This window comes from Rhodococcus maanshanensis NBRC 100610 (genome assembly GCF_001894865.1).
Lineage (GTDB): Bacteria > Actinomycetota > Actinomycetes > Mycobacteriales > Mycobacteriaceae > Rhodococcus_G > Rhodococcus_G maanshanensis.
In genome coordinates, this window is record NZ_BCXA01000006.1 from 141,098 (window position 1) to 166,008 (window position 24,911).

Below are 24,911 nucleotides of genomic sequence, written 5' to 3' on the forward strand. Positions count from 1 at the left end.
TGACGGGACCGAAAGGACTCACGGGTGGCGCAGCCGCCTAAGCGGTTTCGGTGATCGGGCGATCGACCCAGCTCATCAGGTCGCGCAGCTTCTTGCCGGTGACCTCGATCGGGTGCTCGGCGTTGGCCTTGCGCAGGCCCTCGAGCTCGGTGTTGCCGTTCTCGACGTTGGCGACCAGGCGACGGGTGAACTCGCCCGACTGGATGTCGGCGAGGATCGCCTTCATGCGCTCCTTGGTGCCGGCGTCGATGACCCGCGGGCCGGACAGGTAGCCACCGAACTCGGCGGTGTCGGACACCGAGTAGTTCATGCGCGCGATGCCACCCTCGTACATGAGGTCGACGATCAGCTTGAGCTCGTGCAGGACCTCGAAGTACGCCATCTCGGGCGCGTAGCCGGCCTCGACCATGACCTCGAAGCCCGTCTTCACGAGCTCCTCGGTGCCGCCGCAGAGCACGGCCTGCTCGCCGAAGAGGTCCGTCTCGGTCTCTTCCTTGAAGGTGGTCTTGATGACGCCCGCGCGGGTGCCACCGATCGCCTTGGCGTAGGACAGCGCCAGGGCCTGGCCCTCGCCCTTCGGGTCCTGGTCGACGGCGATGAGGGCGGGAACGCCCTTGCCGTCGACGAACTGACGACGCACCAGGTGGCCGGGGCCCTTCGGGGCGACCATGCCGACGGTGACGAACTCCGGAGCCTTGATCAGGTCGAAGTGGATGTTCAGGCCGTGCCCGAAGAACAGCGCGTCGCCGTCCTTGAGGTTCGGCTCGATGTCGTTGGTGAAGATCGACGCCTGCGCGGTGTCGGGTGCCAGCACCATGATCACGTCGGCCCACTCGGCGACCTCGGCAGGCGTGCCGACGGTCAGGCCCTGCTCCTCGGCCTTGGCCCGCGACTTCGAACCCTCCTTGAGGCCGATGCGCACATCGACGCCCGAATCACGCAGGCTGAGCGAATGCGCGTGTCCCTGGCTGCCGTAGCCGATCACAGCGACCTTGCGGCCCTGGATGATCGACAGGTCGGCGTCATCGTCGTAGAACATCTCGACTGCCACTGGTATTACCTCTCCTCGGTTATCTGAAGACTTGATTCGTGAATAGAAAGTACTAGCGAGCCGCGGTGATGGACTTCGGCCCACGGCCGACAGCCACGACACCGGACTGCACGATCTCCCGGATGCCATAGGGATCGAGCATCCGCAGCAACGCGTCGAGCTTGGACCGGGTGCCGGTCGCCTCGATGGTCACCGACTCAGGCGAGACGTCGATCACCTTGGCGCGGAACAGGTTCACCGTCTCGAGGACCTGCGTCCGAACGCTGGCGTCCGCCCGCACCTTGATCAGCACGAGCTCACGGGCCACCGAGGCCTCGGTGTCCTGCTCGACGATCTTGAGCACGTTGACCAGCTTGTTGAGCTGCTTGGTCACCTGCTCGAGCGGGAACTCGTCGACGGTCACGACGATGGTCATGCGGGAAACGTCGGGGAGTTCGGTCCCCCCGACCGCGAGGGACTCGATGTTGAAGCCCCGGCGCGAGAACAGCGCGGCCACCCTGGCCAACACTCCCGGCTTGTCCTCGACGAGAACGCTGAGGGTGTGGCTGGTGCTCACTGGTTGTCCTCCCTTGCTGCGGCAGCGGCCTGACCCGACTGCTGCTCGCGCTCCATGGCCTCGTGGATGACGGCGGGCTCACTGAGGGCCTCGTCATCGTCGAACAGCGGCCGGATGCCCCGCGCCGCCTGGATCTCGTCGTTGCTGGTGCCCGCGGCGACCATCGGCCACACCTGGGCGTCCTTGCCGACGATGAAGTCGATCACGACCGGCTTGTCGTTGATCGACTGCGCCTCGCGGATCGCCGCCTCCACGTCCTCCTCGCGCTCGACGCGAATCGAGTGGCAGCCGAGCGCCTCACCGAGCTTGACGAAGTCGGGGATGCGGACGGCGCCGTGCGTGCCGAGGTTGGTGTTCGAGTACCGCTCGTCGTAGAACAGGGTCTGCCACTGCCGGACCATGCCGAGGTTGCCGTTGTTGATCAGCGCGACCTTGATCGGCACACCCTCGAGCGCGCAGGTCGCGAGCTCCTGGTTGGTCATCTGGAAGCAGCCGTCACCGTCGATGGCCCAGACTTCCTTGTCCGGCGCGCCCATCTTGGCGCCCATCGCGGCTGGCACCGCGTAGCCCATGGTGCCGAGGCCGCCGGAGTTGAGCCAGGTGCGCGGCTTCTCGTACTTGACGAACTGCGCGGCCCACATCTGGTGCTGGCCGACGCCCGCGCAGTAGATCGCGTCCGGGCCCGCGAGCCGGCCGACCGCCTCGATCACGTACTCCGGGGACAGCGCGCCGTCCGACGGCTTGCCGTATGCCAGCGGGTAGGTCTTGCGCAGGCCGTCCAGGTACGACCACCACTCGGTGTAGTCCAGCGTGGTCCCGGTGGCCTGATCCGCCTTGATCGCCTCGATCAGCTCGGTGATCACCTCGCCGCAGTCACCGACGATCGGGACGTCCGCGTACCGGTTCTTGCCGATCTCGGCCGGGTCGATGTCGGCGTGGATCACCTTGGCGTCGGGCGCGAACGAGTCGAGCTGGCCGGTCACCCGATCGTCGAAACGCGCGCCGAGGGTGATCAGCAGATCGCTCTTCTGCAGCGCGCCGACCGCCGCGACGGTGCCGTGCATGCCAGGCATGCCGCAGTGCAGCTGGTGGCTGTCGGGGAACGCGCCGCGGGCCATCAGCGTCGTCACGACGGGGATACCGGTCAGCTCCGCGAGCTCGAGCAGTTCGGCGGACGCGTCGGCCTTGATGACGCCGCCACCGACGTAGAGCACCGGCGCCTTCGACTCGGCGATCAGCCGGGCCGCCTCGCGGACCTGCTTGCCGTGCGGCTTGCTCACCGGGCGGTAGCCGGGCAGGTGCATCTCCGGCGGCCACGAGAACGTGGTCTGCGCCTGCAGGACGTCCTTCGGGATGTCGACGAGGACGGCGCCCGGCCGACCCGAGGACGCCAGGTAGAAGGCCTCCGCCATGATCCGCGGGATGTCGGCGCCGTCGGTGATCAGGAAGTTGTGCTTGGTCACCGGCATGGTGATGCCGGAGATGTCGGCCTCCTGGAACGCGTCGGTGCCGATCAGGCTACGACCGACCTGGCCGGTGATCGCGACGATCGGGACCGAGTCCATCTGCGCGTCGGCGATCGGGGTCACCAGGTTGGTGGCGCCGGGGCCGGAGGTGGCCATGCAGACACCGACCTTGCCGGTGGCCTGGGCGTATCCGGTGGCGGCGTGTCCGGCGCCCTGCTCGTGCCGGACCAGGACGTGGCGAACCGTCTTCGAGTCGAAGAGCGGGTCGTAGACGGGCAGAACGGCGCCGCCGGGAATGCCGAATACAGTGTCGACCTCGAGCTCTTCGAGGGCCCGAACCACGGACTGGGCGCCGGTCACTCGCTCGGGGGCGATCTGACGGCGGTTACCGGGCTGGGCGGCCGGCGCTGCCGCGGGGCTGGGCTGACCCGATCCCCCCGACTTGCGCGGCGTGGGCTGCGGCCGTGCGGTTGGTGCGCTCACTGCATAATCCTCTGGTCTTGACGGTTCAAGCTGGCTCCGGGCAAGAAAAAACCCCCGTCAGCAATCTTGCTGTACGAGGGTGGCGCGTCGTGCTTGTGAGTAGACGAAATCGACTCAGGCGACGACGCGCCGGCCGATTACGAGCCACTCATTCTGCTTCACGCGCTCGAAGGTAGGCGCGTCAAGGGTGAACAGTCAACTTGGTGAGTCTGCTGTCCCAGAATGTGAGAAGCGCTGACCGCAATGCAAGGATGGTGCGGTGTCATCCTCATCGCAGCCCGTGCCACCGAACTCATCCTCGCACACTGCCGAACCCATCGAGCAGTCCATACACATCTCGAAGCTCGGACTCCTCGCGGTTGGCCTGCTGGCGATCTGCCTGAGCCCGATCATCCTCACCAACCCGGCACTCCTGTCCGTCCTGCTGGTGATCCCCATCGTGGTCGCCTGGTGGATGCTGCGGGTACGGACGACGGTGACCGCCGACGGACTGCGCCTGCGCCGGATGTTCTCCAGCGAGCACATCGAGTGGAGCCAGATCAAGGGCTTCCGCTTCCCCAAGCAGGGATGGGCGCGCGCCGACCTGACGGACGGCCGCGAGGTGAGCCTGCCCGTGGTCACCTTCGGCAGGCTGCCCCAGATCGCGGCGGCCAGTGGCGGCCGGGTGACCGATCCCTATGCGGCGGCGGATCGCGCGGCCCGCGAGAAGGCCGCCGCCGAGAGGGCCGCGGCCGAGAACGACGAGACCGAGTCCGGCACGGAGTCGGATCCGGGAACGAAATAGCCCGCGAGTAGCGTTGCAACGCACACTCGACGCCCGGGGCGCCGACGGCACCAACCCCATGCCGAGGACCCGCCCACCGGCCCAGCCCGCCGGAGCCGCTCGAGCCACGGCAACGTTCGCAGTTTGACGATTAAGGACAGCCCTATGCCCCCGTTGAGGTCACGCACAACCACCGTCGGACGCAACGCCGCCGGAGCCCGCGCCCTGTGGCGCGCCACCGGAATGACGGACTCCGATTTCGGCAAGCCGATCGTCGCGATCGCCAATTCCTACACCCAGTTCGTGCCCGGCCACGTGCACCTCAAGGACGTGGGCGAGATCGTCGCCGAGGCCGTGCGCGCCGCGGGCGGCGTGCCCCGCGAGTTCCACACCATCGCGGTCGACGACGGCATCGCCATGGGCCACGGCGGCATGCTCTACTCGCTGCCCAGCCGCGAGATCATCGCCGACTCGGTCGAGTACATGGCGAATGCGCACACCGCCGACGCCCTCGTCTGCATATCCAACTGCGACAAGATCACCCCCGGCATGCTCAATGCCGCGATGCGCCTGAACATCCCGACCGTCTTCGTCTCGGGTGGTCCGATGGAGGCAGGCAAGGCCGTCGTCGTCGGCGGCGTGGCGCAGGCCCCCACCGACCTGATCACCGCCATCTCGGCATCCGCGAACGACGCGGTGTCCGAGGAGGGCCTCGACGAGGTCGAGCGCAGCGCCTGCCCGACCTGCGGCTCCTGCTCCGGCATGTTCACGGCCAACTCGATGAACTGCCTCACCGAGGCACTCGGCCTTGCGCTGCCCGGCAACGGCTCGACCCTGGCCACCCACGAGGCCCGCCGCGCGCTGTTCTCCCGCGCAGGCACCACGGTCGTCGAGGCCGCGATCAAGTACTACCGCGACGAGGACGAGTCGGTGCTCCCCCGGAACATCGCCACCCCCAAGGCGTTCCGCAACGCCATGGCCCTCGACGTCGCGATGGGCGGCTCGACCAACACGGTCCTGCACACCCTCGCCGCCGCACAGGAGGGCGAGGTCGACTTCGACCTCGACACCATCGACGAGATCAGCCGCAAGGTGCCGTGCCTGTCGAAGGTCTCCCCCAACTCCGACTACCACATGGAAGACGTGCACCGGGCGGGCGGAATCCCCGCGCTGCTCGGCGAACTGCGGCGCGCGAACCTGCTCGAGACGGACGTATCGACGGTCCACACCAAGAGCTTCGACCAGTGGCTCGACGACTGGGACATCCGCTCCGGCAAGGCGACCGACGAGGCGATCGAGCTCTTCCACGCCGCACCGGGCGGGGTCCGCACCACCGAGCCGTTCTCCACCGCCAACCGCTGGAGCGCGCTGGACACCGACGCCGCAGGCGGGTGCATCCGGGACAAGGAGCACGCGTACACCGTCGAGGGCGGACTCGTCGTGCTGCGCGGCAACATCGCGCTGGACGGCGCGATCCTCAAGACGGCCGGCATCGACGAGGAGCTGTTCACCTTCCAGGGTCCGGCGCTCGTCGTCGAATCGCAGGAAGAGGCCGTCTCGGTGATCCTGCAGAAGAAGATCAAGCCCGGCGACGTCCTCGTGGTCCGCTACGAGGGCCCCAAGGGCGGACCGGGCATGCAGGAGATGCTGCACCCCACCGCATTCCTCAAGGGCGCCGGCCTCGGCAAGGAGTGCGCGCTGATCACCGACGGCCGCTTCTCCGGCGGCACCTCCGGTCTGTCGATCGGGCACATCTCGCCCGAGGCCGCGGCGGGCGGCGTGATCGGCCTGGTGGAGAACGGCGATCAGGTCCGCATCGACGTCGCGACCCGGACCCTCGAGATCCTCGTCGACGACGCCGTGCTCGCCGAGCGCCGCGCCAAGATGGAGGCGTCCGAGCGTCCGTGGCAGCCGGTCGACCGTCAGCGCACCGTCACCACCGCGCTGCGCGCCTACGCGGCGCTGGCGACCTCCGCCGACAAGGGCGCCGTTCGCTACGTGCCGTAGTCCTCGCGATTCGCAGACGCGCCCCTGCGGTGCCGGGAATGCCCGGAACCGCAGGGGCGCGTTCGTGTCTGGCGCCCTCAGGCCGCGCGGACCTCCGCGATCCGCCGCTCGGCCAGTTCGATCGCGGCGGTGGAGGTGTCCACCCCGGTCACCCTGGCCCGGTCGAGGATCTCCATCACCACATCCGCGATCCGGTCCACCTTGCCGACGAAGTCCGTCAGCCCGTTCACCTCGGCGTCGCAGGAGATCAGGCCGCCCGCGTTCGACACGAAGTCCGGGACGTGCACGATCCCGCGGGCGGTCAGCGCATCACCCGCCGCCTGAGACGCGAGCATGTTGTTCGCCGCACCGACGAGTGCCACCGCCTTGAGCCGGTCGACCGCACGCTCGTCGATCACCAGGCCAGGACCGGCGGGGCAGACCACATCGACGTCGGTGTGCAGGATCTCGTCCAGCGAACTCGCCTGCGCGCCAAAACCTTCCACCGCGAGCCGCACTCGCTCCGGATCGGGGTCGGCAACCAGCACCGTCGCCCCGGCCGCGGAGAGGAGTTCGACGATCCCAAGGCCGACATTGCCCGCACCCTGCACGGCGACGCGCAGACCCTCGACGCCGTCACGCCCCAGGTGATCCGCGACCGCCGAGATCGAGGCGACCACTCCCCTTGCCGTGTACGGCGAGGGGTCGCGTCCGTCGCTGGAGACCCGGGGGGCATGTTCCGCGATCACCTTCAGGTCGGCCGGTCCGGTGCCCATGTCGGCGCCGGGGATGTACCGGCCACCGAGCAAGCCGATGTGCCTGCCGTGCGCCTCGAGGAGCGCGCGCGTCTTCTGGCTGCGGGGATCGGCGTTGATCACGCTCTTCCCGCCGCCGAGCGCGAGTCCGGCGAGCGCCGCCTTGTAGGTCATCGCGCGCGCGAGGCGCATCGCGTCCGCCGCGGCCGCATCGTCGGACTCGTACCGGCGAATCCGGACGCCGCCGAGCGCGGGCCCCAGGGTGGTGTCGTGGACGGCGATGATGCTGGCGAGCCCGTTCTCGACGCGCTGGATCGACAGCTGCTCGAAGTCCTGCTCGGCAAGGGAATTGATGGCGCTCAATGCTGCTCCTGAGGTCAGCCCACGACAGATGACGCCCTTGTGAGGCGAATCCATTGCGGGACAGAGAGTTACGGCTCTTGTGGCCGCGATGGGCGGAGTACCTGCCCGGCATGAACTGTAAGGCGCGTCACACGGATGTCAAGCCACCGGCCGCCATGACCCCGATGGGGCAGGGGTCGTGGCCACAGGTGGAGAGCAGCGGAATTCGGCGAATCGGCCCGGGTTGGTGCGCACAGCGCGCAGTTCACCCGAGCGATCCGACGCGCAGCTGCGCACGATGCACCATCGAGCGACCGGGTGTTGCGCATCGGGTTCTCAGGTGGTTCTCTCTTCACGCCGATGAGACACAGATCACATTCGGTCAGGCACAGCCCCCACCCGGCGACCCACAAGGTCATCGGGAGTCAACCAAGGAGCCCATCCATGCCCGGAGTCGGTATTTGGCGCACCAAGTCCGTCGAACAGTCGATATCTGATACCGATGAACCCGGTACCCGTCTACGCAAAGAGCTCACCGCCTGGGACCTGACCGTCTTCGGCGTCGCCGTGGTGATCGGGGCGGGCATCTTCACCCTCACCGCCAGGACGGCAGGCAACGTCGCCGGGCCGTCCATCTCGCTTGCCTTCGTCCTCGCCGCCATCGCGTGCGGGCTCGCCGCCCTCTGTTATGCCGAGTTCGCCTCCACCGTTCCGGTCGCAGGCAGTGCGTACACCTTCTCCTATGCGACGTTCGGAGAGTTCGTCGCCTGGATCATCGGATGGGACCTCATCCTCGAGTTCGCGCTGGCGTCGGCGGTGGTCGCCAAGGGCTGGTCGCTGTACCTGGGCAACGTGATCGGGGCCAGCGGTTCGACCACCGCACATCTCGGCCCCATCGACTTCGACTGGGGCGCCCTGCTGATCATCGGCGCGATCACCACCGTGCTCGCCATCGGAACCAAGGTGTCCTCGCGGGTGTCGGCCATCATCACCGCCATCAAGATCGCCGTGGTCCTGCTCGTCATCGTGGTCGGCTCGTTCTACATCAACAAGGACAACTACTCCCCGTACATCCCGCCCGCCGAGGGCGCGTCCAGCTCGGCCAGCGGTGTCCACCAGACCCTGTTCTCGTTCCTCACCGGCGCCGACGGCAGCAGCTACGGCTGGTACGGCCTGCTCGCAGCGGCCAGCCTCGTGTTCTTCGCGTTCATCGGGTTCGATGTCGTGGCCACCACCGCCGAAGAGACCAAGAACCCGCAGAAGGCACTCCCCCGCGGCATCCTCGGCTCGCTCGCCATCGTCACCGTCCTGTACGTGGCGGTGACCCTGGTCTTGACCGGCATGGTCAAGTACACCGACCTGAAGACCGGCAGCCCGCTCGTCGGCGACAGCAGCGCCACCCTCGCGACCGCCTTCGAGGCGCACGGGATCACCTGGGCCCAGATGGCGATCAACTTCGGCGGCCTCGCCGGACTGACGACCGTCGTCATGGTCATGATGCTCGGTCAGACCCGGGTGCTGTTCGCGATGTCGCGGGACGGGCTGATGCCGCGCGGCCTCGCCAAGACCGGCAGCAAAGGCACCCCGGCGCGGATCACCGTCGTCGTCGGCGTGATCGTCGCACTGCTCGCGGCCTTCTTCCCGATGGGCACCCTCGAGGAGATGGTCAACATCGGCACCCTCTTCGCCTTCGTCCTGGTGTGCATCGGTGTCGTGGTGCTGCGCAAGACCCGACCCGACCTGCCGCGCGGATTCCGGGTTCCGCTGGTTCCCCTCGTGCCGATCCTCGCGGTGCTGGCCTGCGGGTGGCTGATGCTGAACCTGTCCGTGGAGACCTGGATCCGGTTCCTGGTCTGGATGGCGATCGGTGTGGTCATCTACTTCGCCTACGGCAAGCGCAAGTCGGTGCTCGGCCAGCGGCTCGCTGCGGAGGCGACACAGCCCCCGGAGGAGCAGCTGGAGACGGTCACCGCCTGACCGACCCCGACGCGAACCCCCTGGTCACTCAGATCAGGGGGTTCGCACCGTTGAGGAAGATCCACAGGCAGACACCGGCCGCGACGCCGAGGATCAGCGCGACGAACGAACCGACGTGCGGCCTGGTCGCCCACTTCCGGCCGCCGTCAACCGAGAACCGTCCCGGGCCGGTCAATATCACCGCGACGGCCGCGGCGACCAGCATCGTCTCGTGCTCGACGCCGGACGGCGCGAAGAACTGCAGCCCTGGCTCCGCGACCTGGCGGACGCACCAGGCGTTGATCAGCACCGCGAGCACCGCGGCGCCCGCCAGCGGCGTGGCAAGACCGAAGATCAGCAGGGTGCCGGCCGCGACCTCACCGACCGCCCCGAGGATCGAGAGCAGCCGGGCCTGCTCGAACCCGGCGTCGAACAGCGTCGTCTCGAAGCCTGCGAGTCCGGGGCCGTTCCACCAGCCGAACAGCTTCTGCAGACCGTGGAACAGCGCGACGGTGCCGAGCCCCAGCCGGAGGACGAGCAGACCGAGGTCGAGCGTGCCTCGCCCGGACGGCGTCTCCGGCGAGATCGTCTCGGGCATCGCCTGCGAGACGGGTGAGGTGAAAGCGGACACGACGGCGGGCTCGATCGGATCTGCGAAACGCAGTTCCTCGGTGGGATACACCTCGGCGACCGAACTGCCGCGGTACGTCGGGATCTGCTCGGTCGGCATCAGACCGAGATCGTCGTCGGACACGGGCAGCGCACCGCTCGAGGAGGTGGGAAGTTGCTCGGTCGGCAGGTCGAACGGACTGGAGGCGGTGCGATCGGTGCCGTCACGGTCCGGGTTCCCTTGCTGCTTCGCTGTCACGATGGACAGCGTAAGGGCGAGCGGCAGATACGCCGTCCGGCGCGCCGCACCGGGCCGCCGTGGCGCCGCCCGCACGGGATTCCGTACCGTTTGCAGTCATGGGAGCAAGTCGGGTCAGGGTGTTGGCGGCCGTGTCCATCGTCGTCGCGGTGGCGGGCTGTGCCCGGTTCGACGACTCGGCGACGAGCCCGTTCACTCCGGCGCCGACGTTCGACGCAGGCGGCGAGGTCCGGCCCCGACCGCCCGGCACGCCCCCGACCAGCCCCCGCACGCCCAGCCCACCCGTGGCGCAGGCACCCTGCCTGGACCCGGACCCCGCCGTCCTGGTGACCTGCCTGGACACCACCGGCGGAATGGTCATGCTGCCGGGAGGCGATTCGGCGCTGGTCACCGAGCGCCGCACCGGCCGCATCCTCCGCGTCACCCCCGGCAAGCCGACCGAGGAGTTCGCCCGACTCCAGGTGGACGGCTCCTCCGACGGTGGCCTGCTCGACGTCGCGCTGTCGCCGACCTACGTCGAGGACAACCTGGTGTATGCCTACATCTCCACCGGCGGCGACAATCGGGTGGTGCGGATCGCGCCGGGCGATGTGCCAAAGGATGTCCTGACCGGCATCCCGCGCGGACCCGTCGGCAACACAGGGGCCCTGACCTTCGCCGGCCCGAACGAACTGCTGGTGCTCACCGGCAACGCCGGGAACCCTTCCGCCGCAAACGATCCCGGCTCGCTGGCCGGAAAGCTGCTCCGCGTGACCGCGCTGACGCCCGGGTCTCCCGGATCGCAGCCGTTCCCCCAGGTCGCGCTGTCGGGCATCGGCGGCGCGGGCGACGTCTGCGTTGACCCGACCGACCAGAACATCTGGGTGACCGATCGAACCCCACTCGAGGACCGGCTGCAGAAGATCGCGCCGAACGGCGCGGCGGGCGTGCCGGTCTGGACCTGGCCGGACCGACCAGGCGTCGCGGGCTGCACGGCGGGCGGCGGTTCGGTCGCCATCGCGCTGACCGCGGGCAGGGCGCTCGCGCTGCTCGATACCGATCCGCAGACGGGGGCGGTGACCGCAGCACCGTCGCTGGTCGTCGAGGATCGGTACGGCAAGCTCGGTGCGGCCGCGCTCGGTGCCGAGAACACGATCTGGGTGTCGACCGTCAACAAGACCGACGGTGTCGGCGGCCCGACCGACGACCGGGTGGTCAAGATCCCGGCACCGCAGGGCGGCGGCGGCTTCGACTGACAACGGGGGCGCGGTTCCGCCGATCAGGACAACGCGAAATCGGGTGGTGCCGACTCGGCGAACGCGGAACCCACGTCACCGAGGAGCCCCGGCGCGGAGAGGTCGAGCTTGCGGCAGGACGTGAAGTCGAAATCGGCGAGCCGCGTCCACACGATGTTCGGACTGAACGACGACTCGTAGATGTAGGTCCCGGTCGTCAGATCCGCGAGCGTTCGCCAGATCGTCATCGAGATGTTCGGCCGGTCCGGGTCGGGCTCGCCGAACGGCTGCGCCGCGTTGCGCATCACGCTGAGCAGCGCGGCGTAGGAACGTTCGGTGGTCTCCGAAGCGGGCAGCCGGTCGAGGTAGTAGCTGGCACGGACGAATCGGTCCGCGGCCTCGGTGGTGCCCGGCAACGGCTGTGTTCCGCCGAATCCGGTGTACCGCTTTCGCAGTTCCAGTTGTTCGTCGTAGGGCGGTGAGTTCGTCATGACCGTGTTCGCACGATCGTGGTGCAACCGGACCGATCCGTCGATGTACTCGATGATCAACGAGTCACCGGTCGCGTCCTCGAGCGCGAGGTGCACCGTCGCGCTGCGACCTGAGCGCGGCTCGACGAGCGGCCGAATCTGGAAGGGCTGCGCCGTCATCAGTTCGATGCACTCGGCGACCGATGCACAGCGGTCGAGAAAGACCTGCGCCCACATCGAGGCGGCCAGGGCGGGGACCGCTGGATCACGCTCGCCGAAGTCGGCCTCCGCGAGCCACAGGATGTGTGCGGCGAGACCGCGCTCATTGATTCCGTCAGTCGTCGTCTGATCCCAGGTGGTGGTGACGATGCTGCCGTAGACCGCTGTCCACGACAGCGGATTCGGGTCGGCGTCGTGACCCACCCGGCTGGCGCCCCGCGGCAGTACCCAGAGGTTGGTGTCCATCTCCTCGCACCAGTCCATGTTCCGGCCGACCAGGACGCCGTGGCCGCTACCGGTCCACAGTGCTCGTGTACACATCGCAACTCCTCGCTTCACTCATACAGCAGAAAGGTTTCCGTGGTAGCCGACGATCGGCTCAGGACGTGGTCTCCTGGTCGGCCCGTTGCACGGGCTCTGCCGTGGATGCGGGGGTCCGGCCGAGCAGTGAGGCGGTCAGCGGCAGGACCAGCACGGTGATCGCGCCCGCGGCGACGAGGATCGAGGCGTTGGACGCGGTCATCTGACCGGCGTTCACCGCGACCTCCGTCACCGCGACGATCAGTGGCAGCCCGGTCGCGGCGTACAGCGCCACCTGCCCCCGCTCGCGCACGGTCGGCTGCGGATCCTTGAGCTCCGGACCCCGGTCGAAGCGTTCGGCGAAGAACACCGGCAGCCCGCGAACCAACAGGATCAGCACCAGGAACGCCAGCAGGACGCCCGGCGCGGCGGCAACGGCCTTGACGTCGATCGCCATCCCCGAGGTGACGAAGAAGATCGGGATGAGCAGCCCGAAGGCCAGTCCGTCCAGCTTCGCCTCCAGCTTCTCGTCGCCCGACGGCATCGCGCGGCGCAGGATGAAGCCCGCGGCGAAGGCGCCGAGGATGATGTCGAGATCGAAGATCGTCGCGACCGCGATCAGCGTGACCAGCAGCAGGATCGTCAGCCGCACGGTCGTCTGCGCCGTGGTCTCGGAGCCGAGCCGGATGATCGAGGCCAGCTTCGAGCCCTCGCGGCGCAGGCCCGCCGGGATGAACGCGACTCCAACCGCCGCCGCGGCGAAGGCCGCGAGGACGACCAGCGACGCGCCCGCGCTCCGTGAGCTCAGCAGGATCGCCATCGCGATCACCGGGCCGAGCTCGCCGAAGGCACCGTGGTTGAGAACGGTTCGGCCCAAGCGGGTTCCGAGCATGCCGCTGTCCTTGAGGATCGGCAACAACGTGCCGAGCGCCGTGGAGGTGAGGGCGATCGCCACCGCGATCTCCGCGTCGATCGCGCCGCTCATGCCGAGCAACCCGATCACCACGAACGCCAACACCAGGCAGGACAACCAGGTGATCAGCGCCCGGCGCCCGCCACGGCCCGTCAGCTCACTGGTGTCGATCTCGTAACCGGCGAGCAGGAACAGCATGCCGAGACCGAGCTCACGGAGCAGGTCGATCTCGCTGCCCATGACGGCGAGATCGAGAACGTGCGGACCGACGATGACGCCTGCGATCAGCAGCAGCACGACCTCCGGCACCAGCTTGCGGGGCACCAGCCCGGCGACCAGCGGGGCGACGACCGCGCAGAGCGCAATCCAGAAGAACGAAGCGGAGACTGAGGGCACCGCCTGATTCTGCTAGACGCGGACCACCATCGACGACAGGAGCCGTACGCCGTGTGTCGGCTCAGGAGCAGGCCGCGATGACCATGTCCTTGACCTGGGCCGGGTCTGCCTGGCCTCGGGTCGCCTTCATGACGTCGCCGACGATCTTGCCCGCCGCGGCGACCTTGCCGGAGCGGATCTTCTCGGCGATGTCCGGGTTGGCGGCCAGCGCGGCATCGACCGCGGCCTGCAGCGCCGAGTCGTCGCGCATCACGGCGAGTTCCCGCTTGGCGACGACCTCGTCCGGCTCACCCTCGCCTGCGAGCACGCCGTCCACGGCCTGCCGCGCCTGCTTGTTCGCGAGCGTGCCGTCGGCGACGAGCGCGATGACCCGCGCGAGCTGCGCCGGCGTGATCGGCAGCTCGGCCAGCGTCACGCCGCGGGAGTTCGCCTGCTGCGAGAGGTACGCCACCCACCATGAGCGCGCCGCGTCCGCGGGGGCTCCTGCCTCGGTGGTCGCGATGACCAGTTCCAGTGCACCGGAGTTCACCAGGTCACGCATCTCCTCGTCGGAGACACCCCAGTCGGCCTGGATGCGCGCGCGCCGGATCCACGGCAGCTCGGGCAGCGTGCCGCGCAGCTCCTCGACCCACTCGGCGCTCGGGGCGACCGGCTCGAGGTCCGGCTCGGGGAAGTAGCGGTAGTCCTCGGCGGTCTCCTTGCGCCGACCGGCGGAGGTGGTGCCGTCGGCCTCCTGGAAGTGGCGGGTCTCCTGGATGACCTCGCCGCCCGCACTGAGCACGGCGGCCTGGCGGCGCATCTCGTAGCGGACGGCCACCTCGACGCTCTTGAGGGAGTTGACGTTCTTGGTCTCGGTGCGGGTACCGAACTCCTTGGCGCCGATCGGCATCAGCGAGATGTTCGCGTCGCACCGCATCGAGCCCTGGTCCATCCGGACGTCGGACACGTCGAGCGACTTGAGGAGATCACGCAGCGCGGTGACGTAGGCGCGGGCGACCTCGGGGGCGCGCTCGCCCGCACCGGAGATGGTCTTGGTGACGATCTCCACCAGCGGGACACCGGCGCGGTTGTAGTCGAGCAGCGAGTGGCTGGCGCCGTGGATCCGGCCGGTGGCGCCGCCGACGTGCAGCGACTTGCCGGTGTCCTCCTCCATGTGCGCCCGCTCGATCTCGACCCGCCAGGTGGTGCCGTCGTCGAGCACCACGTCGAGGTAGCCCTCGGTGGCGATCGGCTCGTCGTACTGCGAGATCTGGTAGTTCTTCGGCTGATCCGGGTAGAAGTAGTTCTTCCTGGCGAAGCGGCCCCACGGGGTGATCGAACAGTTCAGCGCGAGACCGATGCGGATGGCGGACTCGACCGCCGACTGGTTGACCACCGGCAGCGAGCCCGGCATGCCGAGGCAGACCGGGCACACCTGGGTGTTGGGCTCGGCGCCGAAGGTCGTGGGGCACGGGCAGAACATCTTCGTCGCGGTGTGCAGCTCGACGTGCACCTCCATGCCCATGACGGGCTCGAAGCGGGCGAGCACCTCGTCGTAGTCGAGAAGGTCAGTACTTGTCGCCACCCGGCCGGCTGCAGTCATGGTCCCGAGTTTATGCGCCCCGCTTCGGCAGCAGCAGATCGGCCAGGTTGTCGATCTGCTCGTGCGCGTCCGGCCAGGGGTCGCGGGCCGCAGCCGCGTGCGGATAACGGGCTTGCGCGAGGCGCAGCGCCACCATGCCGTGCGTCGCGCTCCACAGGTGCAACGCGAGCATCACCGTCTCCTTCGCGTCCGCGGGCAGGCCCAGGTACCGCCCCACCTCCTCGGTGATGAGCAGGATCGCGCGGTGCGCGTGCGAGTCGGCCAGCTTCTCACCGGCCTGATGACGCAGGTCGGAGACGAACAGCACCCGGTAGTGCCCGGGATTGGCCAGCCCGTAGCCGACGTAGGCATGCCCCATCGCCCGAAGCCGGGCGCCCGGGTCGTCCCCCGCCGCCTCGGCGGCAGCCTGCAGCACGGCGGCGAACTCCTCGAACCTGAGCTGCTTCACCGCGAGATGGAGCTCCTCGCGGTCCGCGAAGTGCAGGTAGATCGAGGTCGGTGTGACGCCGACGCGCCTGGCGACCCCGCGCAGCGACACCGCGTCGACGTCACCGGTCTCGCCGAGCATCTCCGCGGCGGCCGCGAGGATGTCCGTCCGCAGCGACTCACCCGCGCCCCGCCTGGACGGCGTGCGCTGGGCCTTCTTCCTCGTCGAGATCACGCGAGTCACCTTAGTCGCGGGCCGTGGGCCCGCCGGGGCCGGGCGCTGGGCATTGACACCCGTAGGGCTACAGCTGTTAATTTACACCCGTAGCGCCACCCGATCCGGCACGGCGCGTCCGCACAGGAGGACCGATGGCCGGTACCGGCTCGCTCACCGACGTTTCCGACGAGTCCACTGCGGAATCGACCGCCACCCACCCGACCGCGACGCTGATCACGGTCTGCATCGGGATGTTCATGCTGATGCTGGACATGACGATCGTCGCGGCCGCGCTGGCCGACATCCAGTCCTCGCTCGACGCCTCCCTCAGCGGGCTGCAGTGGGTGGTCGACGCCTACACGCTGCCGGTCGCGGCCTTGCTCCTGACCGCGGCGACCCTCGGCGACCGGCTCGGCCGACGTCGGCTGTACATCGCGGGCATGGCCATCTTCACCATCGCCTCGCTCGGTTGCGCGCTCGCGGGCGACATCGTCACGCTCAACATCGTGCGCGCTGTCCAGGGCGTCGGTGCGGCCCTGCTGTTCGGCGTCTCCCTGCCCCTCGTCGCGGCCGCATTCCCCGATCCGATGAAGCGGGCCAAGGCGATCGGCCTCTACGGCGCGGTGATGGCCTCGGCGACCGCCGCCGGTCCCCTGGTCGGCGGGGCCCTCGTCACGGCGATCGGCTGGGAGTGGATCTTCCTGATCAACGTCCCGATCGGCATCGTCGCGGTGGCGTTGGCCTACCGGTACGTCACCGAATCCCGTTCGGACAGTGCGGCGCCCCCGGACTGGGCGGGCACCGGGCTGCTCACCCTCGCGCTCCTGCCAGGGGTGCTGGCCCTGATCCAGGGCAACGAGTGGGGCTGGTCATCCGCGCGGGTGATCGCCCTCGGCGCCACCTCGATCGCCGGATTATTCGCCTTCGTCGCCTGGGAGCTGCATGCCGCCCACCCGATGCTGGACCTGCGCCTGATCGTAAGGCCCTCCTTTGCCGCCAACGCGCTCGCGGCCTTCGCCGGCGCCGGAACCCTGGTCGCCGCAACGAATTTCCTGGCGCTGTACTTCATCAACACGCTCGGCCACGACCCCTTCCAGGCGGGCCTGCGGGCCCTGCCGCTCACCCTGTCCGCATTGGTCGTCGCCCCGCCGATCGCCGTGCTGCACGACCGCCTGCCGGCGCGATGGTCGCTGCCGACCTCGATGGCGGTGGTCGCGACGGGGCTGTGGCTGTGCACCGGCGCGGACGCCTCCACCACGTGGACGCACTACATCGCCGGGTCGATCCTCGGCGGCGCCGGACTCGGCGCGGTCACGGTGATCGCCTCGCAGTCCGCACTGTCCTTCGTCGAGGTGGAGCGAGCGGGCATGGCAACTGGGGCGGTCAACACCGCCCGCCAGATCGGCATCGTGGTCGGGGTGGCCGGCCTCGGCGCGGTCTTCTCCCACGCGGTCGCCACCGAGGCGGGTGCCGGGCTCGCCTCGCTGACCGTCGGGACGATGACGGTCGCGGTGCCGGATGAGCAGGCCGGCATGATCACCGAGGCGCTCAGTTCCGGTGCCGGACAACGGGTCATCGAGTTCGTCCCCGATCAGTTCTCCGCGGCGGTGCCTGCGCTGTCGCAGCTGGCCCGCGGGGCGACCGCGCAGGGACTGGACGCCGTGATGGCGACGAGTTCGGCGATCGCGGCCGCGGCCACCATCGCGGTCTTCGTCCTGCTCCGGATCCGGCGGCGCTGACCGGGATTCACCCGAAGATGACGCGCATCTCCTGATACCGGTGCGCGGGCACCGACTTGTGGTCGACGAGCGCCTCGTCGAAACCCACCCGGACGATCTCGGTTCCGTGCAGCGCCACCATGTGGCCCCACTGCTCGTCCGCCACCAGGTCGGTGACCGCCATGCCGAGCCTGGTCGCGAGGACACGGTCGAACGCGGTCGGCACGCCGCCCCGCTGGATGTGGCCCAACACCGTCGCCCTGGTCTCGATTCCGGTGCGCTCCTGGATCATCGGGGCCAGCAGCTCGGCGATCCCACCGAGCCGCGGGCGGTCGAAGCCGTCCATGCCCTTTGTCGAATGCGCCTGCGCCATGTCCGGCAGGGTGAAGCCCTCCGCGACGACCACCATCGGGGCCCTGCCGCGTTCGCGGACGCTGTTCGTCCACGCGCAGATCTGCTCGATGCTCTCGGGGTGTTCGGGGATCAGGATCGCGTGTGCGCCGCCTGCCGTCCCCGAGTGCAGGGCGATCCACCCCGCGTTGCGCCCCATCACCTCGAGCACCATGCACCGCTTGTGGGAGTTGCCGGTGGTCCGCAGCCGGTCGATCGCCTCGGTCGCGATCTCGACCGCGGTGTCGAACCCGAAGGTGTAGTCGGTCTGGTCGAGGTCGTTGTCGATGGTCTTCGGCACCCCGACGATCCGGATGCCCTCGTCGAACAGGCGCTGGGCGGCGGCGGCGGTGCCCTCGCCGCCGATGGCGACCACGGCGTCGACCCCCAGTCGTTCCATGGTGCGGGCGATGTTCGCCGCCCCGCCGTTCGGTCCCTGATACGGACCGATGCGGCTGGTCCCGAGAATGGTCCCGCCCTCGTGCGAGAGTCCGCGGACGCGGCTGCGGTCCAGGGGCATCGCGTCGCCCTCGACCAGGCCGCGCCACCCGTCGAGGAACCCGACGAACTCCTGTCCGTGCACCTCGGAGCCCTTGAGCACCGCGCCCCGGATCACCGCGTTGAGGCCGGGGCAGTCGCCGCCGCTGGTGAGAATGCCGATCCTCGTCATCGTCGATCACCCGTTCTGCGTGCAGATGGATGCGCTCAGTGTCCCACTGCATACTGCCCCCCGCCCGGCGGTTCGGGCACGCCGACGGGTCAGCCGGGGGTGACCAGGCCCGTCTCGTAGGCCAGCACCACGGCCTGCGCCCGGTCCCGCAGGTGCAGCTTGCCGAGCACCTTGCCGACGTGCGTCTTGACGGTCTGCTCGGCCACGAACAGCGACTCCGCGATCTCGACGTTCGACAGCCCGCGGGCGATCAGCTCCAGCACCTCGCGCTCGCGGGGCGTCAGCGCCGCGAGCTGCGCAGGCTCGCGCCGCGCGGGCGCTCGCCTGCTGGTGACGTCGGCAATGAGCCGACGGGTCACCGTCGGCGCGAGCAGGGCCTGCCCGTCCGCCACCACCCGGACCGCCCGGATCAGCTCCTCGGCGGGGGCGTCCTTGAGCATGAAGCCGCTCGCCCCGACGCGCAGCGCCTCGTAGACGTAGTCGTCGATGTCGAAGGTGGTGAGCATCAGCACCCGCACCGGCTTGTCGAACGAGGCCGACAGGATCTGCTGCGCCGCCTCCAGGCCGTTGAGATGCGGCATCCGCACATCCATCAGGACGACGTCCGGGCGGAGGCGCATCACCTCGTCGACCGCGACCTTCCCGTCCGGGGCGTCGCCGACAACGCTGATGTCGGGCTGTGCGCCGAGAAGTGCGCCGAAACCCTGGCGCACCATCGCCTGATCGTCCGCAATGAATACCGTGATCGCCACCCGGTCACCCTATGCCGGGGACCGCGGGGACCCGCGCCAGCACCTCGAATCCGCCGTCGGGGCGTGGCTGCGCGGTCAGGCTCCCGCCCACCGACGAGGCCCGATCGCGCATGCCGGTGATGCCGTGCCCACCGGCATGATCGGCGACCGCCGAGGGAGCGGCACCGACGGGCGGGGCGTTGACCACCGCCAGCGTGGCAAGGCCCCCGTCCCGGCCGAGGGTGACGCGAACCGGCGCCCCGGGGGCGTGCCGGGCCGCATTGGACAGCGATTCCTGCAGGATCCGGTACATCGTCAGGCCCGCCGAATCCGACAACCGTTCGGGCATCCCGATCCGGTCCACCTGCACCTGCATGCCCGCCCGCCTGCTGCCCTCGACCAGCTCGTCGATCCGGTCGAGGCCGGGCATCGGGGCGTCCTCGGCGAGTTGGCCGTCGCTACGGAGCACCCCGAGCATGCCCCTGATCTCGTTGAGAGCGTCGCGGGCCGTGGCACCGATGGATTCGAACTCCGCCTGTGCCGCGGGCGAGACGTCCTCGATCCGGTACGGCGCGCTCTGCGCCTGCACCACGACCAGCGACATGTGGTGGGCGACGACGTCGTGCAGGTCGCGGGCGATGCGCGCCTTCTCCTCGAGAATCGCCCGACGCGCCCGCTCGACCTCGTTGACCTCCTCCTGCCGGGCGAGTTCGCGCCGGGAGAGCACCAGCCAGCGGATCAGCAGCCCGAACAGCACCAACGCGGTGAGCCCGACCGCCCAGCCCCTGCCATCCTGGCCAGGGGCGTTCGCGAGGAAAAGCAGCGCGGTCGCCATCCACGAGACGCCGACGACGGCGAGCGGCGAACGCATGCTGACGGCGAGGAGCAGCGCCATGATCACCATGACGTGCACGACCTGCCACGGAAAGTCGTAGTCGTCGGTGCGTTCGAACACCAGCGGGATCACCAGCGCGCCCGCCGCCGAGATCGCCCATCCGAGAGCGGGATTCGCCCGGATCAGCAACAGGGGCAGCGCCGCGAGACCGGCGATCACCGGCTGCACCCCGGCCGGCACATGGTGGGTGACCTGCAGCGTCGGCCAGGCAACGGCGAAGAGCACGCCCGTGACGAAGACGATGAAGACGTCTACCCACAGGCTCGAGCTCATCCGCTTGAGTCGCGGCGCTGCCGCCACCGCGGCCTCGTTCGCGACCTTCTTGAGCGCACGATTCGTCTTACTCACATCCAGAACAGTAGGAACCAGGACCCGAAAAGTCCTCATACTGCGGGGTGAGACCGGCGCGGCACCACGGTATGAGGGCGCCGCGCCGACGCCACCAGCGCGGGTACCCGGAACCACGCTTCGGGGTGATGTGCCCGGGTCCTGCGGATTCCTAGCGTTTTGCTCCATGCGGAAGACGACCTGGACAGCGCTGACGGTGGCCGCGGCGGCCGCCATGACGACCACCCTGATGGCCGACCCGGCCGCGGCAGAGCAGCCGCGCGAGAGCACCCCAACCGCGGCCGCGATCGCCTCGATCACCACCGCCGACCACGCGGCCCCCAGATCGTCGATTCCGGCGGACTTCGCCGCCACGATGGGCTACCGCCCTGCCGTCGAATCCGGGATGCTGGTGAACCCGACCGGCGACTGCTCGTCTCCTGTCACGCTGCCCGCGGAGTTCGAGACCGCCTGCAAGGCCCACGATCTCGGCTACGACCTGCTGCGGTACGCGGACCGCCACGGCGCGGCGCTCGGGCCGTGGGCACGGAAAAGCCTTGACGCGCAGCTGGACCGGCGAATGCACAACGCCTGCGACGCGCGCACCGTCGACGCGGCACGGACCTCCTGCTATGTGATGGCGAACATCGCGTCCACCGCGGTGACCTCGAACTCCTGGCGACAGGGATATGTCGCACCGCGGCCCGAGCCGATGACCGGCTACGCGCTCGCGGGCGGAGTGGGAGCCGTGCTGATCGTCGGCGCGGTCGCGGCCACCAATCGGCGCAGGCGGGTCACCGCAGGCACCGTCGCGCCGACCGGAACGGTGCTCGCGTGACCGCCGTGATCGATCGGCCCGCCGCGACGGTCGACGTCGCCGCCGTCGCGCTGCCCCGGGTGTTCACCAGCGTGGCCGTGACCTCGATGGTCGCGGTCTCGCTCGCGCCCTCCCTGCTCCCCCGCAGCGCCGTGGTCCAGGCGATCCTCACCGGGCTGCTCGCGGCGCTCGGCTGGGGCCTGGCGACCGCGTGGCATCACCGGCCCCGCAGGCGCGGGGCCGCCCGCCCCGCGCCCTCGCGGGATTCCGCGCGACTGCTGATCCTGCTGGCCGGCGCGGTGACCGTGGCCGCGGCGATGCTGCTCGCCGACCACTGGCAGGATTCGTTGCGCGTGGCGATGGGCGTACCGACGGTCGGCGGCGGCCATTGGGCACAGGTGGTCGCGGGAGGCGCCGCGATCGCGCTGACCCTGGCGGCCGGGGCGAGCGCCGTGGCGGCCGGTATCCGTCGACTCGGCGCGCTCCGCTCGGCCGCGGTCGTCGCCGCGCTCGCGATCGCGACGCAGTTCTGGGTCGGACCCGCGCTCTGGCAGTCGCGGGCCCAGTCGTACCACGCGGCGAACGCGACCGTCGACACCTCACTGCGGCAACCGGTTTCGCCGTCGATCTCCGGAAGCCCCGGCTCGTTGACGTCCTGGGACTCGCTCGGCGCGCAGGGGCGCAAGTTCGTCGCGGCCCGGGCCGCCTCCGGCGCGGTGCGCACCTACGCAGGCATCGACAGCGCACCCGACCAGGACGCCCGGGTCAGCCTGGCCGCCCGCGAACTGGAACGCGCGGGCGGCCTGGCCAAGTCCACCGTCGTGGTGGCCGTGCCCACCGGCTCCGGATGGATCGACGGCAACGCCGTGCAGGGTCTCGAGCGGCGCTTCGGCGACGACGTCGCCGTCGTCGGGGTGCAGTACTCGAGCGCCCCGAGCTGGGTGACGTTCCTGTTCGATCGCGACGCGGCCGAGCAGTCCGCGCGAGCGCTGTTCACCGCGGTCTCGGACCGGATCTCGCTGCTGCCCGAGGGGGAACGCCCCCGGCTGTACGTCTACGGACAGAGCCTCGGCGCGGTGGGCGCGAGCTCGATCTTCCTGGACGAGGGACTCGGCGAGCGGGCCTGCGGCGCCCTCTATGCGGGCCCACCCGCCGGATCCGCCCGCACCGCGGGCGCGACGGTGCTGGCGAACTCGTCCGATCCGGTGGTCCGGTGGTCGCCGCGACTGTTGCTGCACCCGCCGGCACTGGACCGGACGCGGACCGATGCGCCCCGGCCGGCCTGGCTGCCGATCGTCAGTTTCGTGCAGACCAGCGTCGACCTGCTCTCCGCCCTCGATGCTCCGGCCGGGCACGGTCACCGGTACGGCACCGACCAGGGCACGGCTCTGCCCGACCGCGGCTGCGCCGTCGGTGCGGCCTATGCATGACGTCGACCGCCTGCATTTGCACAGCTCACGCACACTCACCCGAGGTGCCGGTAGAGCGTGCTTCGGGCGACCTCGAGCACCTCGGCGATCTCAGCCATGAGCGTGTTCAGCACGCATTCTCTTGGCCTGACGCTTCTTCGCCGGGGTGTGTGCGGGCGGGCGTCCGCCGACACGGCCGCGCTCGCGGGCCGCGGCGAGTCCGGCCATAGTGCGCTCGCGGATGAGGCTGCGCTGGAAATCAGCGAGCGCACCGAAGATGTGCGCTCACGGCCGTGAGTGTCCCAGAACTCACCGACAGCACCAGGTTTCGGGACACCAGCATTGAGACACGTTTTTGGGACACTCCGGCAGCTGGTCGCTCGCCGCCGCTCCCCTTTGTGACTTTCAGCCCAAGATGGCGGGGTTCTGACGAGGTTATGTGGCGCCGATGACGAGGGTGCTGCGGGCGGTTGCGACGAGGTCGGCGGTGAGGGTGTGGAGTTGGTTGATCCGCATGATTCGCTGGATCTGGGTGGATAGCCGTTTGACGAGTCCTGGTCGAGTTCGAGGCCGAGGGTGCGCCAGTGCCGGGTCAGGACGAAGGCCAGTTCCTCTGCGCCGAGCAGGATATGGCGTTGTGCTCCCGACGCCTGAGGGTCCCGGCGATTCGGTCTGACTCGTACTGTTGTCGCGCGAACTCACACCGCGCCGTACAGATCAGGTCTGCGCCGGCGCCTGGGTTTTCGCCTGTTGGGCTCTGGCCTGCGCGGCGCGGGTGAGTTCGAATACCTGGTCAACAATTGAGGGAGTGCGTCGCTCGGCTTCGGCTTTGCAGGCGCGGTGCAGGATCGTGCCCACACCGCCGACCGTCATGCCGACCTCGTCCGCGATATCGCGTAGTTTGAGGCCCTCGGCGCGCAGTTCCAGTACCCGACGGCGGCGCTCGGCGGCACGTACCTTGTACTCGGATCGAGGCTCGGCCGTCATGTTGCGCACCGTGCGCGGTGAGACGCCGAGATGCTCGGCGGCTTCGCGGGCCGACGTAGTACGTCGTGCGGGTTTTACAGCACCCACCGGTCGACTCCCTTCCGCATCGGGTCGCGGGCGATCGCACGCCGCGTGTTGGTGGCCACGATTGTCTCGCGGCGCTTGTCGGTCATCCGCCGGCCCCACCGGGGTGATGTGCGGACGATCGGGCGCGCTTCGTAGACGGCGATGCCGTCCGCCCAGCACGCTGCGCTCAGGTCTACCTGAACAGCCACTGCGTTCGGCCACCCCTGCTCATTGCGCTGATCTCGCGGCAGTCGACCGGCGAGCGAAAGGTTAGTGCAAGTCGGAGCAGAACTCGAAGCAATTCCACGACGAATTGACAATGCACTGTTGCCAGTGGGGATCGCGATGGAATGAGATCCGCAGGCCGGGCAACTCTGGGGATCACCTAGCCCCAGCCCCCGTAGGCCCGGACCGCCCCCACGCCGCTGCGGCCAATATTCGTCCCACCAATTTTCGGTAGGCGACGGCGGAAATCACCCCTACAGTTCCGCAATCGACCCGGCCCGAACGCCTCGGTCGTACCCGCACACGTCCTCGAACCGAAAGGTCCCCATGCGTAGTACCCGCGCCCGCCGTGCCGCGATGATCGGCACCGCGGCACTCCTGCTGGTCGCGCCCTGCGCGACCCTCGCGCAGGCCGAACCCGCCGCACCGGCTCCCGCGCTGCCCGCGGACATGGTCGCCGCGATCCAACGCGACCTCCGGCTCAGCCCCGCCCAGTACCTCGAGCGGGCCGAGACCGGGCAGGAATTGGCGACGTTCGCCGACACGCTGCGCGGCAAGTTCCCCACCGCTTACGCGGGCGCCTGGCTCGATCCGGCCGGCACCCCGCTGGTCGGCCTGGCCGACGGACCGGACAAGGCCGCCGCCCGCACAGCCGTCGAGGCCGCCGGCTTCAAGGTCAAGGACCAGTCGCGCAGCGAAAACGCCCTGTCCGA

22 protein-coding genes and 1 pseudogene are annotated in these 24,911 nt (G+C 69.4%); 8 read left to right on the forward strand and 15 right to left on the reverse strand.

Annotation, left to right across the window (positions count from 1 at the left end):
- Positions 1-37: 37 nt before the first annotated feature.
- From ilvC to RM1_RS04405, 3 genes are all read right to left on the reverse strand, one after another.
- Positions 38-1,039 carry a ketol-acid reductoisomerase gene (ilvC, locus tag RM1_RS04395; protein ID WP_027499210.1) on the reverse strand — a complete coding sequence of 334 codons (1,002 nt, stop codon included), beginning with the start codon at positions 1,037-1,039 and terminating at the stop codon, positions 38-40.
- 64 nt (positions 1,040-1,103) lie between these two features.
- Positions 1,104-1,607, reverse strand: a complete 504-nt coding sequence (ilvN, locus tag RM1_RS04400; protein WP_072750163.1) for an acetolactate synthase small subunit — start codon at positions 1,605-1,607, stop codon at positions 1,104-1,106.
- Positions 1,604-3,556, reverse strand: coding sequence for an acetolactate synthase large subunit (locus tag RM1_RS04405; RefSeq protein WP_072750164.1), 1,953 nt, complete (start codon positions 3,554-3,556; stop codon positions 1,604-1,606). Before RM1_RS04405 ends, ilvN begins: the two co-directional genes overlap by 4 nt.
- Positions 3,557-3,836: 280 nt before the next feature.
- Between RM1_RS04405 and RM1_RS04410 the strand changes: the two genes are divergently transcribed.
- Together RM1_RS04410 and ilvD are read left to right on the forward strand one after the other, a co-directional pair.
- The gene (locus tag RM1_RS04410) at positions 3,837-4,340 is read left to right on the forward strand and encodes a PH domain-containing protein (protein WP_072750165.1); all 504 of its coding nucleotides are present in this window, start codon (positions 3,837-3,839) and stop codon (positions 4,338-4,340) included.
- 144 nt (positions 4,341-4,484) lie between these two features.
- A complete protein-coding gene (ilvD, locus tag RM1_RS04415; RefSeq protein WP_027499206.1) occupies positions 4,485-6,326 on the forward strand; it encodes a dihydroxy-acid dehydratase in 1,842 nt (613 codons plus the stop codon).
- 77 nt (positions 6,327-6,403) lie between these two features.
- Here the strand turns inward: ilvD and RM1_RS04420 are convergent, their stop codons facing one another.
- Positions 6,404-7,423, reverse strand: coding sequence for a Glu/Leu/Phe/Val dehydrogenase family protein (locus tag RM1_RS04420; RefSeq protein WP_245816026.1), 1,020 nt, complete (start codon positions 7,421-7,423; stop codon positions 6,404-6,406).
- 423 nt (positions 7,424-7,846) lie between these two features.
- Between RM1_RS04420 and RM1_RS04425 the strand changes: the two genes are divergently transcribed.
- Positions 7,847-9,379 carry an amino acid permease gene (locus tag RM1_RS04425; RefSeq protein ID WP_072750166.1) on the forward strand — a complete coding sequence of 511 codons (1,533 nt, stop codon included), beginning with the start codon at positions 7,847-7,849 and terminating at the stop codon, positions 9,377-9,379.
- A 28-nt stretch (positions 9,380-9,407) separates the two neighbouring features.
- Here the strand turns inward: RM1_RS04425 and RM1_RS04430 are convergent, their stop codons facing one another.
- Positions 9,408-10,226: a DoxX family protein gene (locus RM1_RS04430; protein ID WP_072750191.1), complete on the reverse strand. Its 819-nt coding sequence runs from the start codon at positions 10,224-10,226 to the stop codon at positions 9,408-9,410.
- A 98-nt stretch (positions 10,227-10,324) separates the two neighbouring features.
- Here RM1_RS04430 and RM1_RS04435 point away from each other — a divergent pair, with 98 nt between their 5' ends.
- The gene (locus tag RM1_RS04435) at positions 10,325-11,461 is read left to right on the forward strand and encodes a PQQ-dependent sugar dehydrogenase (protein WP_072750167.1); all 1,137 of its coding nucleotides are present in this window, start codon (positions 10,325-10,327) and stop codon (positions 11,459-11,461) included.
- Positions 11,462-11,484: 23 nt separating this feature from the next.
- On the opposite strand, the gene RM1_RS04440 is transcribed toward RM1_RS04435, so the two are convergent.
- From RM1_RS04440 to RM1_RS04455, 4 genes are all read right to left on the reverse strand, one after another.
- Positions 11,485-12,450, reverse strand: a complete 966-nt coding sequence (locus tag RM1_RS04440; protein WP_245816028.1) for a linear amide C-N hydrolase — start codon at positions 12,448-12,450, stop codon at positions 11,485-11,487.
- Positions 12,451-12,508: 58 nt separating this feature from the next.
- The gene (locus tag RM1_RS04445; protein WP_072750168.1) at positions 12,509-13,738 is read right to left on the reverse strand and encodes a cation:proton antiporter; all 1,230 of its coding nucleotides are present in this window, start codon (positions 13,736-13,738) and stop codon (positions 12,509-12,511) included.
- 61 nt (positions 13,739-13,799) lie between these two features.
- Complete coding sequence (gene gatB / locus RM1_RS04450) at positions 13,800-15,320, reverse strand: Asp-tRNA(Asn)/Glu-tRNA(Gln) amidotransferase subunit GatB (RefSeq protein ID WP_072750169.1); 1,521 nt, start codon at positions 15,318-15,320, stop codon at positions 13,800-13,802.
- 10 nt (positions 15,321-15,330) lie between these two features.
- Complete coding sequence (locus RM1_RS04455) at positions 15,331-15,981, reverse strand: TetR/AcrR family transcriptional regulator (RefSeq protein WP_072750170.1); 651 nt, start codon at positions 15,979-15,981, stop codon at positions 15,331-15,333.
- A gap of 134 nt (positions 15,982-16,115) precedes the next feature.
- Between RM1_RS04455 and RM1_RS04460 the strand changes: the two genes are divergently transcribed.
- The gene (locus tag RM1_RS04460; RefSeq protein WP_245816030.1) at positions 16,116-17,702 is read left to right on the forward strand and encodes an MFS transporter; all 1,587 of its coding nucleotides are present in this window, start codon (positions 16,116-16,118) and stop codon (positions 17,700-17,702) included.
- Positions 17,703-17,709: 7 nt separating this feature from the next.
- Here the strand turns inward: RM1_RS04460 and RM1_RS04465 are convergent, their stop codons facing one another.
- From RM1_RS04465 to RM1_RS04475, 3 genes are all read right to left on the reverse strand, one after another.
- On the reverse strand, positions 17,710-18,741 hold the full coding sequence (locus RM1_RS04465; RefSeq protein WP_072750171.1) for a 6-phosphofructokinase: 1,032 nt from the start codon (positions 18,739-18,741) through the stop codon (positions 17,710-17,712).
- A gap of 89 nt (positions 18,742-18,830) precedes the next feature.
- Complete coding sequence (locus tag RM1_RS04470) at positions 18,831-19,493, reverse strand: response regulator (RefSeq protein ID WP_027499198.1); 663 nt, start codon at positions 19,491-19,493, stop codon at positions 18,831-18,833.
- A gap of 4 nt (positions 19,494-19,497) precedes the next feature.
- Positions 19,498-20,640 (reverse strand): sensor histidine kinase, encoded by a 1,143-nt coding sequence (locus tag RM1_RS04475; RefSeq protein WP_072750194.1) that lies wholly within the window; start codon positions 20,638-20,640, stop codon positions 19,498-19,500.
- Between the two features lie 241 nt (positions 20,641-20,881).
- On the opposite strand from RM1_RS04475, the gene RM1_RS04480 reads away from it, so the two are divergent.
- Positions 20,882-21,532 carry a hypothetical protein gene (locus RM1_RS04480; RefSeq protein ID WP_072750172.1) on the forward strand — a complete coding sequence of 217 codons (651 nt, stop codon included), beginning with the start codon at positions 20,882-20,884 and terminating at the stop codon, positions 21,530-21,532.
- The gene (locus RM1_RS04485; protein WP_245816032.1) at positions 21,529-22,941 is read left to right on the forward strand and encodes an alpha/beta-hydrolase family protein; all 1,413 of its coding nucleotides are present in this window, start codon (positions 21,529-21,531) and stop codon (positions 22,939-22,941) included. The genes RM1_RS04480 and RM1_RS04485 overlap by 4 nt, the downstream gene beginning before the upstream one ends.
- Positions 22,942-23,031: 90 nt before the next feature.
- Here RM1_RS04485 and RM1_RS27000 read toward each other — a convergent pair whose 3' ends face one another.
- The 3 genes from RM1_RS27000 to RM1_RS26060 all read right to left on the reverse strand — a co-directional run bounded on the left by RM1_RS27000 (position 23,032) and on the right by RM1_RS26060 (position 24,182).
- Positions 23,032-23,199 carry a recombinase family protein gene (locus tag RM1_RS27000; protein ID WP_143069385.1) on the reverse strand — a complete coding sequence of 56 codons (168 nt, stop codon included), beginning with the start codon at positions 23,197-23,199 and terminating at the stop codon, positions 23,032-23,034.
- Positions 23,200-23,637: 438 nt separating this feature from the next.
- Complete coding sequence (locus RM1_RS04495) at positions 23,638-23,994, reverse strand: sigma factor-like helix-turn-helix DNA-binding protein (protein WP_083576522.1); 357 nt, start codon at positions 23,992-23,994, stop codon at positions 23,638-23,640.
- Entirely contained in the window at positions 23,982-24,182 is a 201-nt protein-coding gene (locus tag RM1_RS26060; protein ID WP_143069378.1) for a hypothetical protein, read from the reverse strand. Before RM1_RS26060 ends, RM1_RS04495 begins: the two co-directional genes overlap by 13 nt.
- A gap of 343 nt (positions 24,183-24,525) precedes the next feature.
- Here RM1_RS26060 and RM1_RS04500 point away from each other — a divergent pair.
- Positions 24,526-24,911 (forward strand): annotated as a pseudogene (locus RM1_RS04500) (S1 family peptidase); the annotation flags it as partial.

Excerpts from the sequence above, each read along its gene's own strand:
- RM1_RS04460 (WP_245816030.1), top strand. The coding sequence starts at position 16,116 with ATGGCCGGTACCGGCTCGCTCACCGACGTTTCCGACGAGTCCACTGCG.
- ilvC (WP_027499210.1), bottom strand. The coding sequence starts at position 1,039 with ATGTTCTACGACGATGACGCCGACCTGTCGATCATCCAGGGCCGCAAG.
- RM1_RS04440 (WP_245816028.1), bottom strand. The coding sequence starts at position 12,450 with ATGTGTACACGAGCACTGTGGACCGGTAGCGGCCACGGCGTCCTGGTC.
- RM1_RS04465 (WP_072750171.1), bottom strand. The coding sequence starts at position 18,741 with ATGACGAGGATCGGCATTCTCACCAGCGGCGGCGACTGCCCCGGCCTC.
- RM1_RS04480 (WP_072750172.1), top strand. The coding sequence starts at position 20,882 with ATGCGGAAGACGACCTGGACAGCGCTGACGGTGGCCGCGGCGGCCGCC.
- RM1_RS04475 (WP_072750194.1), bottom strand. The coding sequence starts at position 20,640 with ATGAGCTCGAGCCTGTGGGTAGACGTCTTCATCGTCTTCGTCACGGGC.
- ilvD (WP_027499206.1), top strand. The coding sequence starts at position 4,485 with ATGCCCCCGTTGAGGTCACGCACAACCACCGTCGGACGCAACGCCGCC.
- RM1_RS04425 (WP_072750166.1), top strand. The coding sequence starts at position 7,847 with ATGCCCGGAGTCGGTATTTGGCGCACCAAGTCCGTCGAACAGTCGATA.
- gatB (WP_072750169.1), bottom strand. The coding sequence starts at position 15,320 with ATGACTGCAGCCGGCCGGGTGGCGACAAGTACTGACCTTCTCGACTAC.
- RM1_RS04435 (WP_072750167.1), top strand. The coding sequence starts at position 10,325 with ATGGGAGCAAGTCGGGTCAGGGTGTTGGCGGCCGTGTCCATCGTCGTC.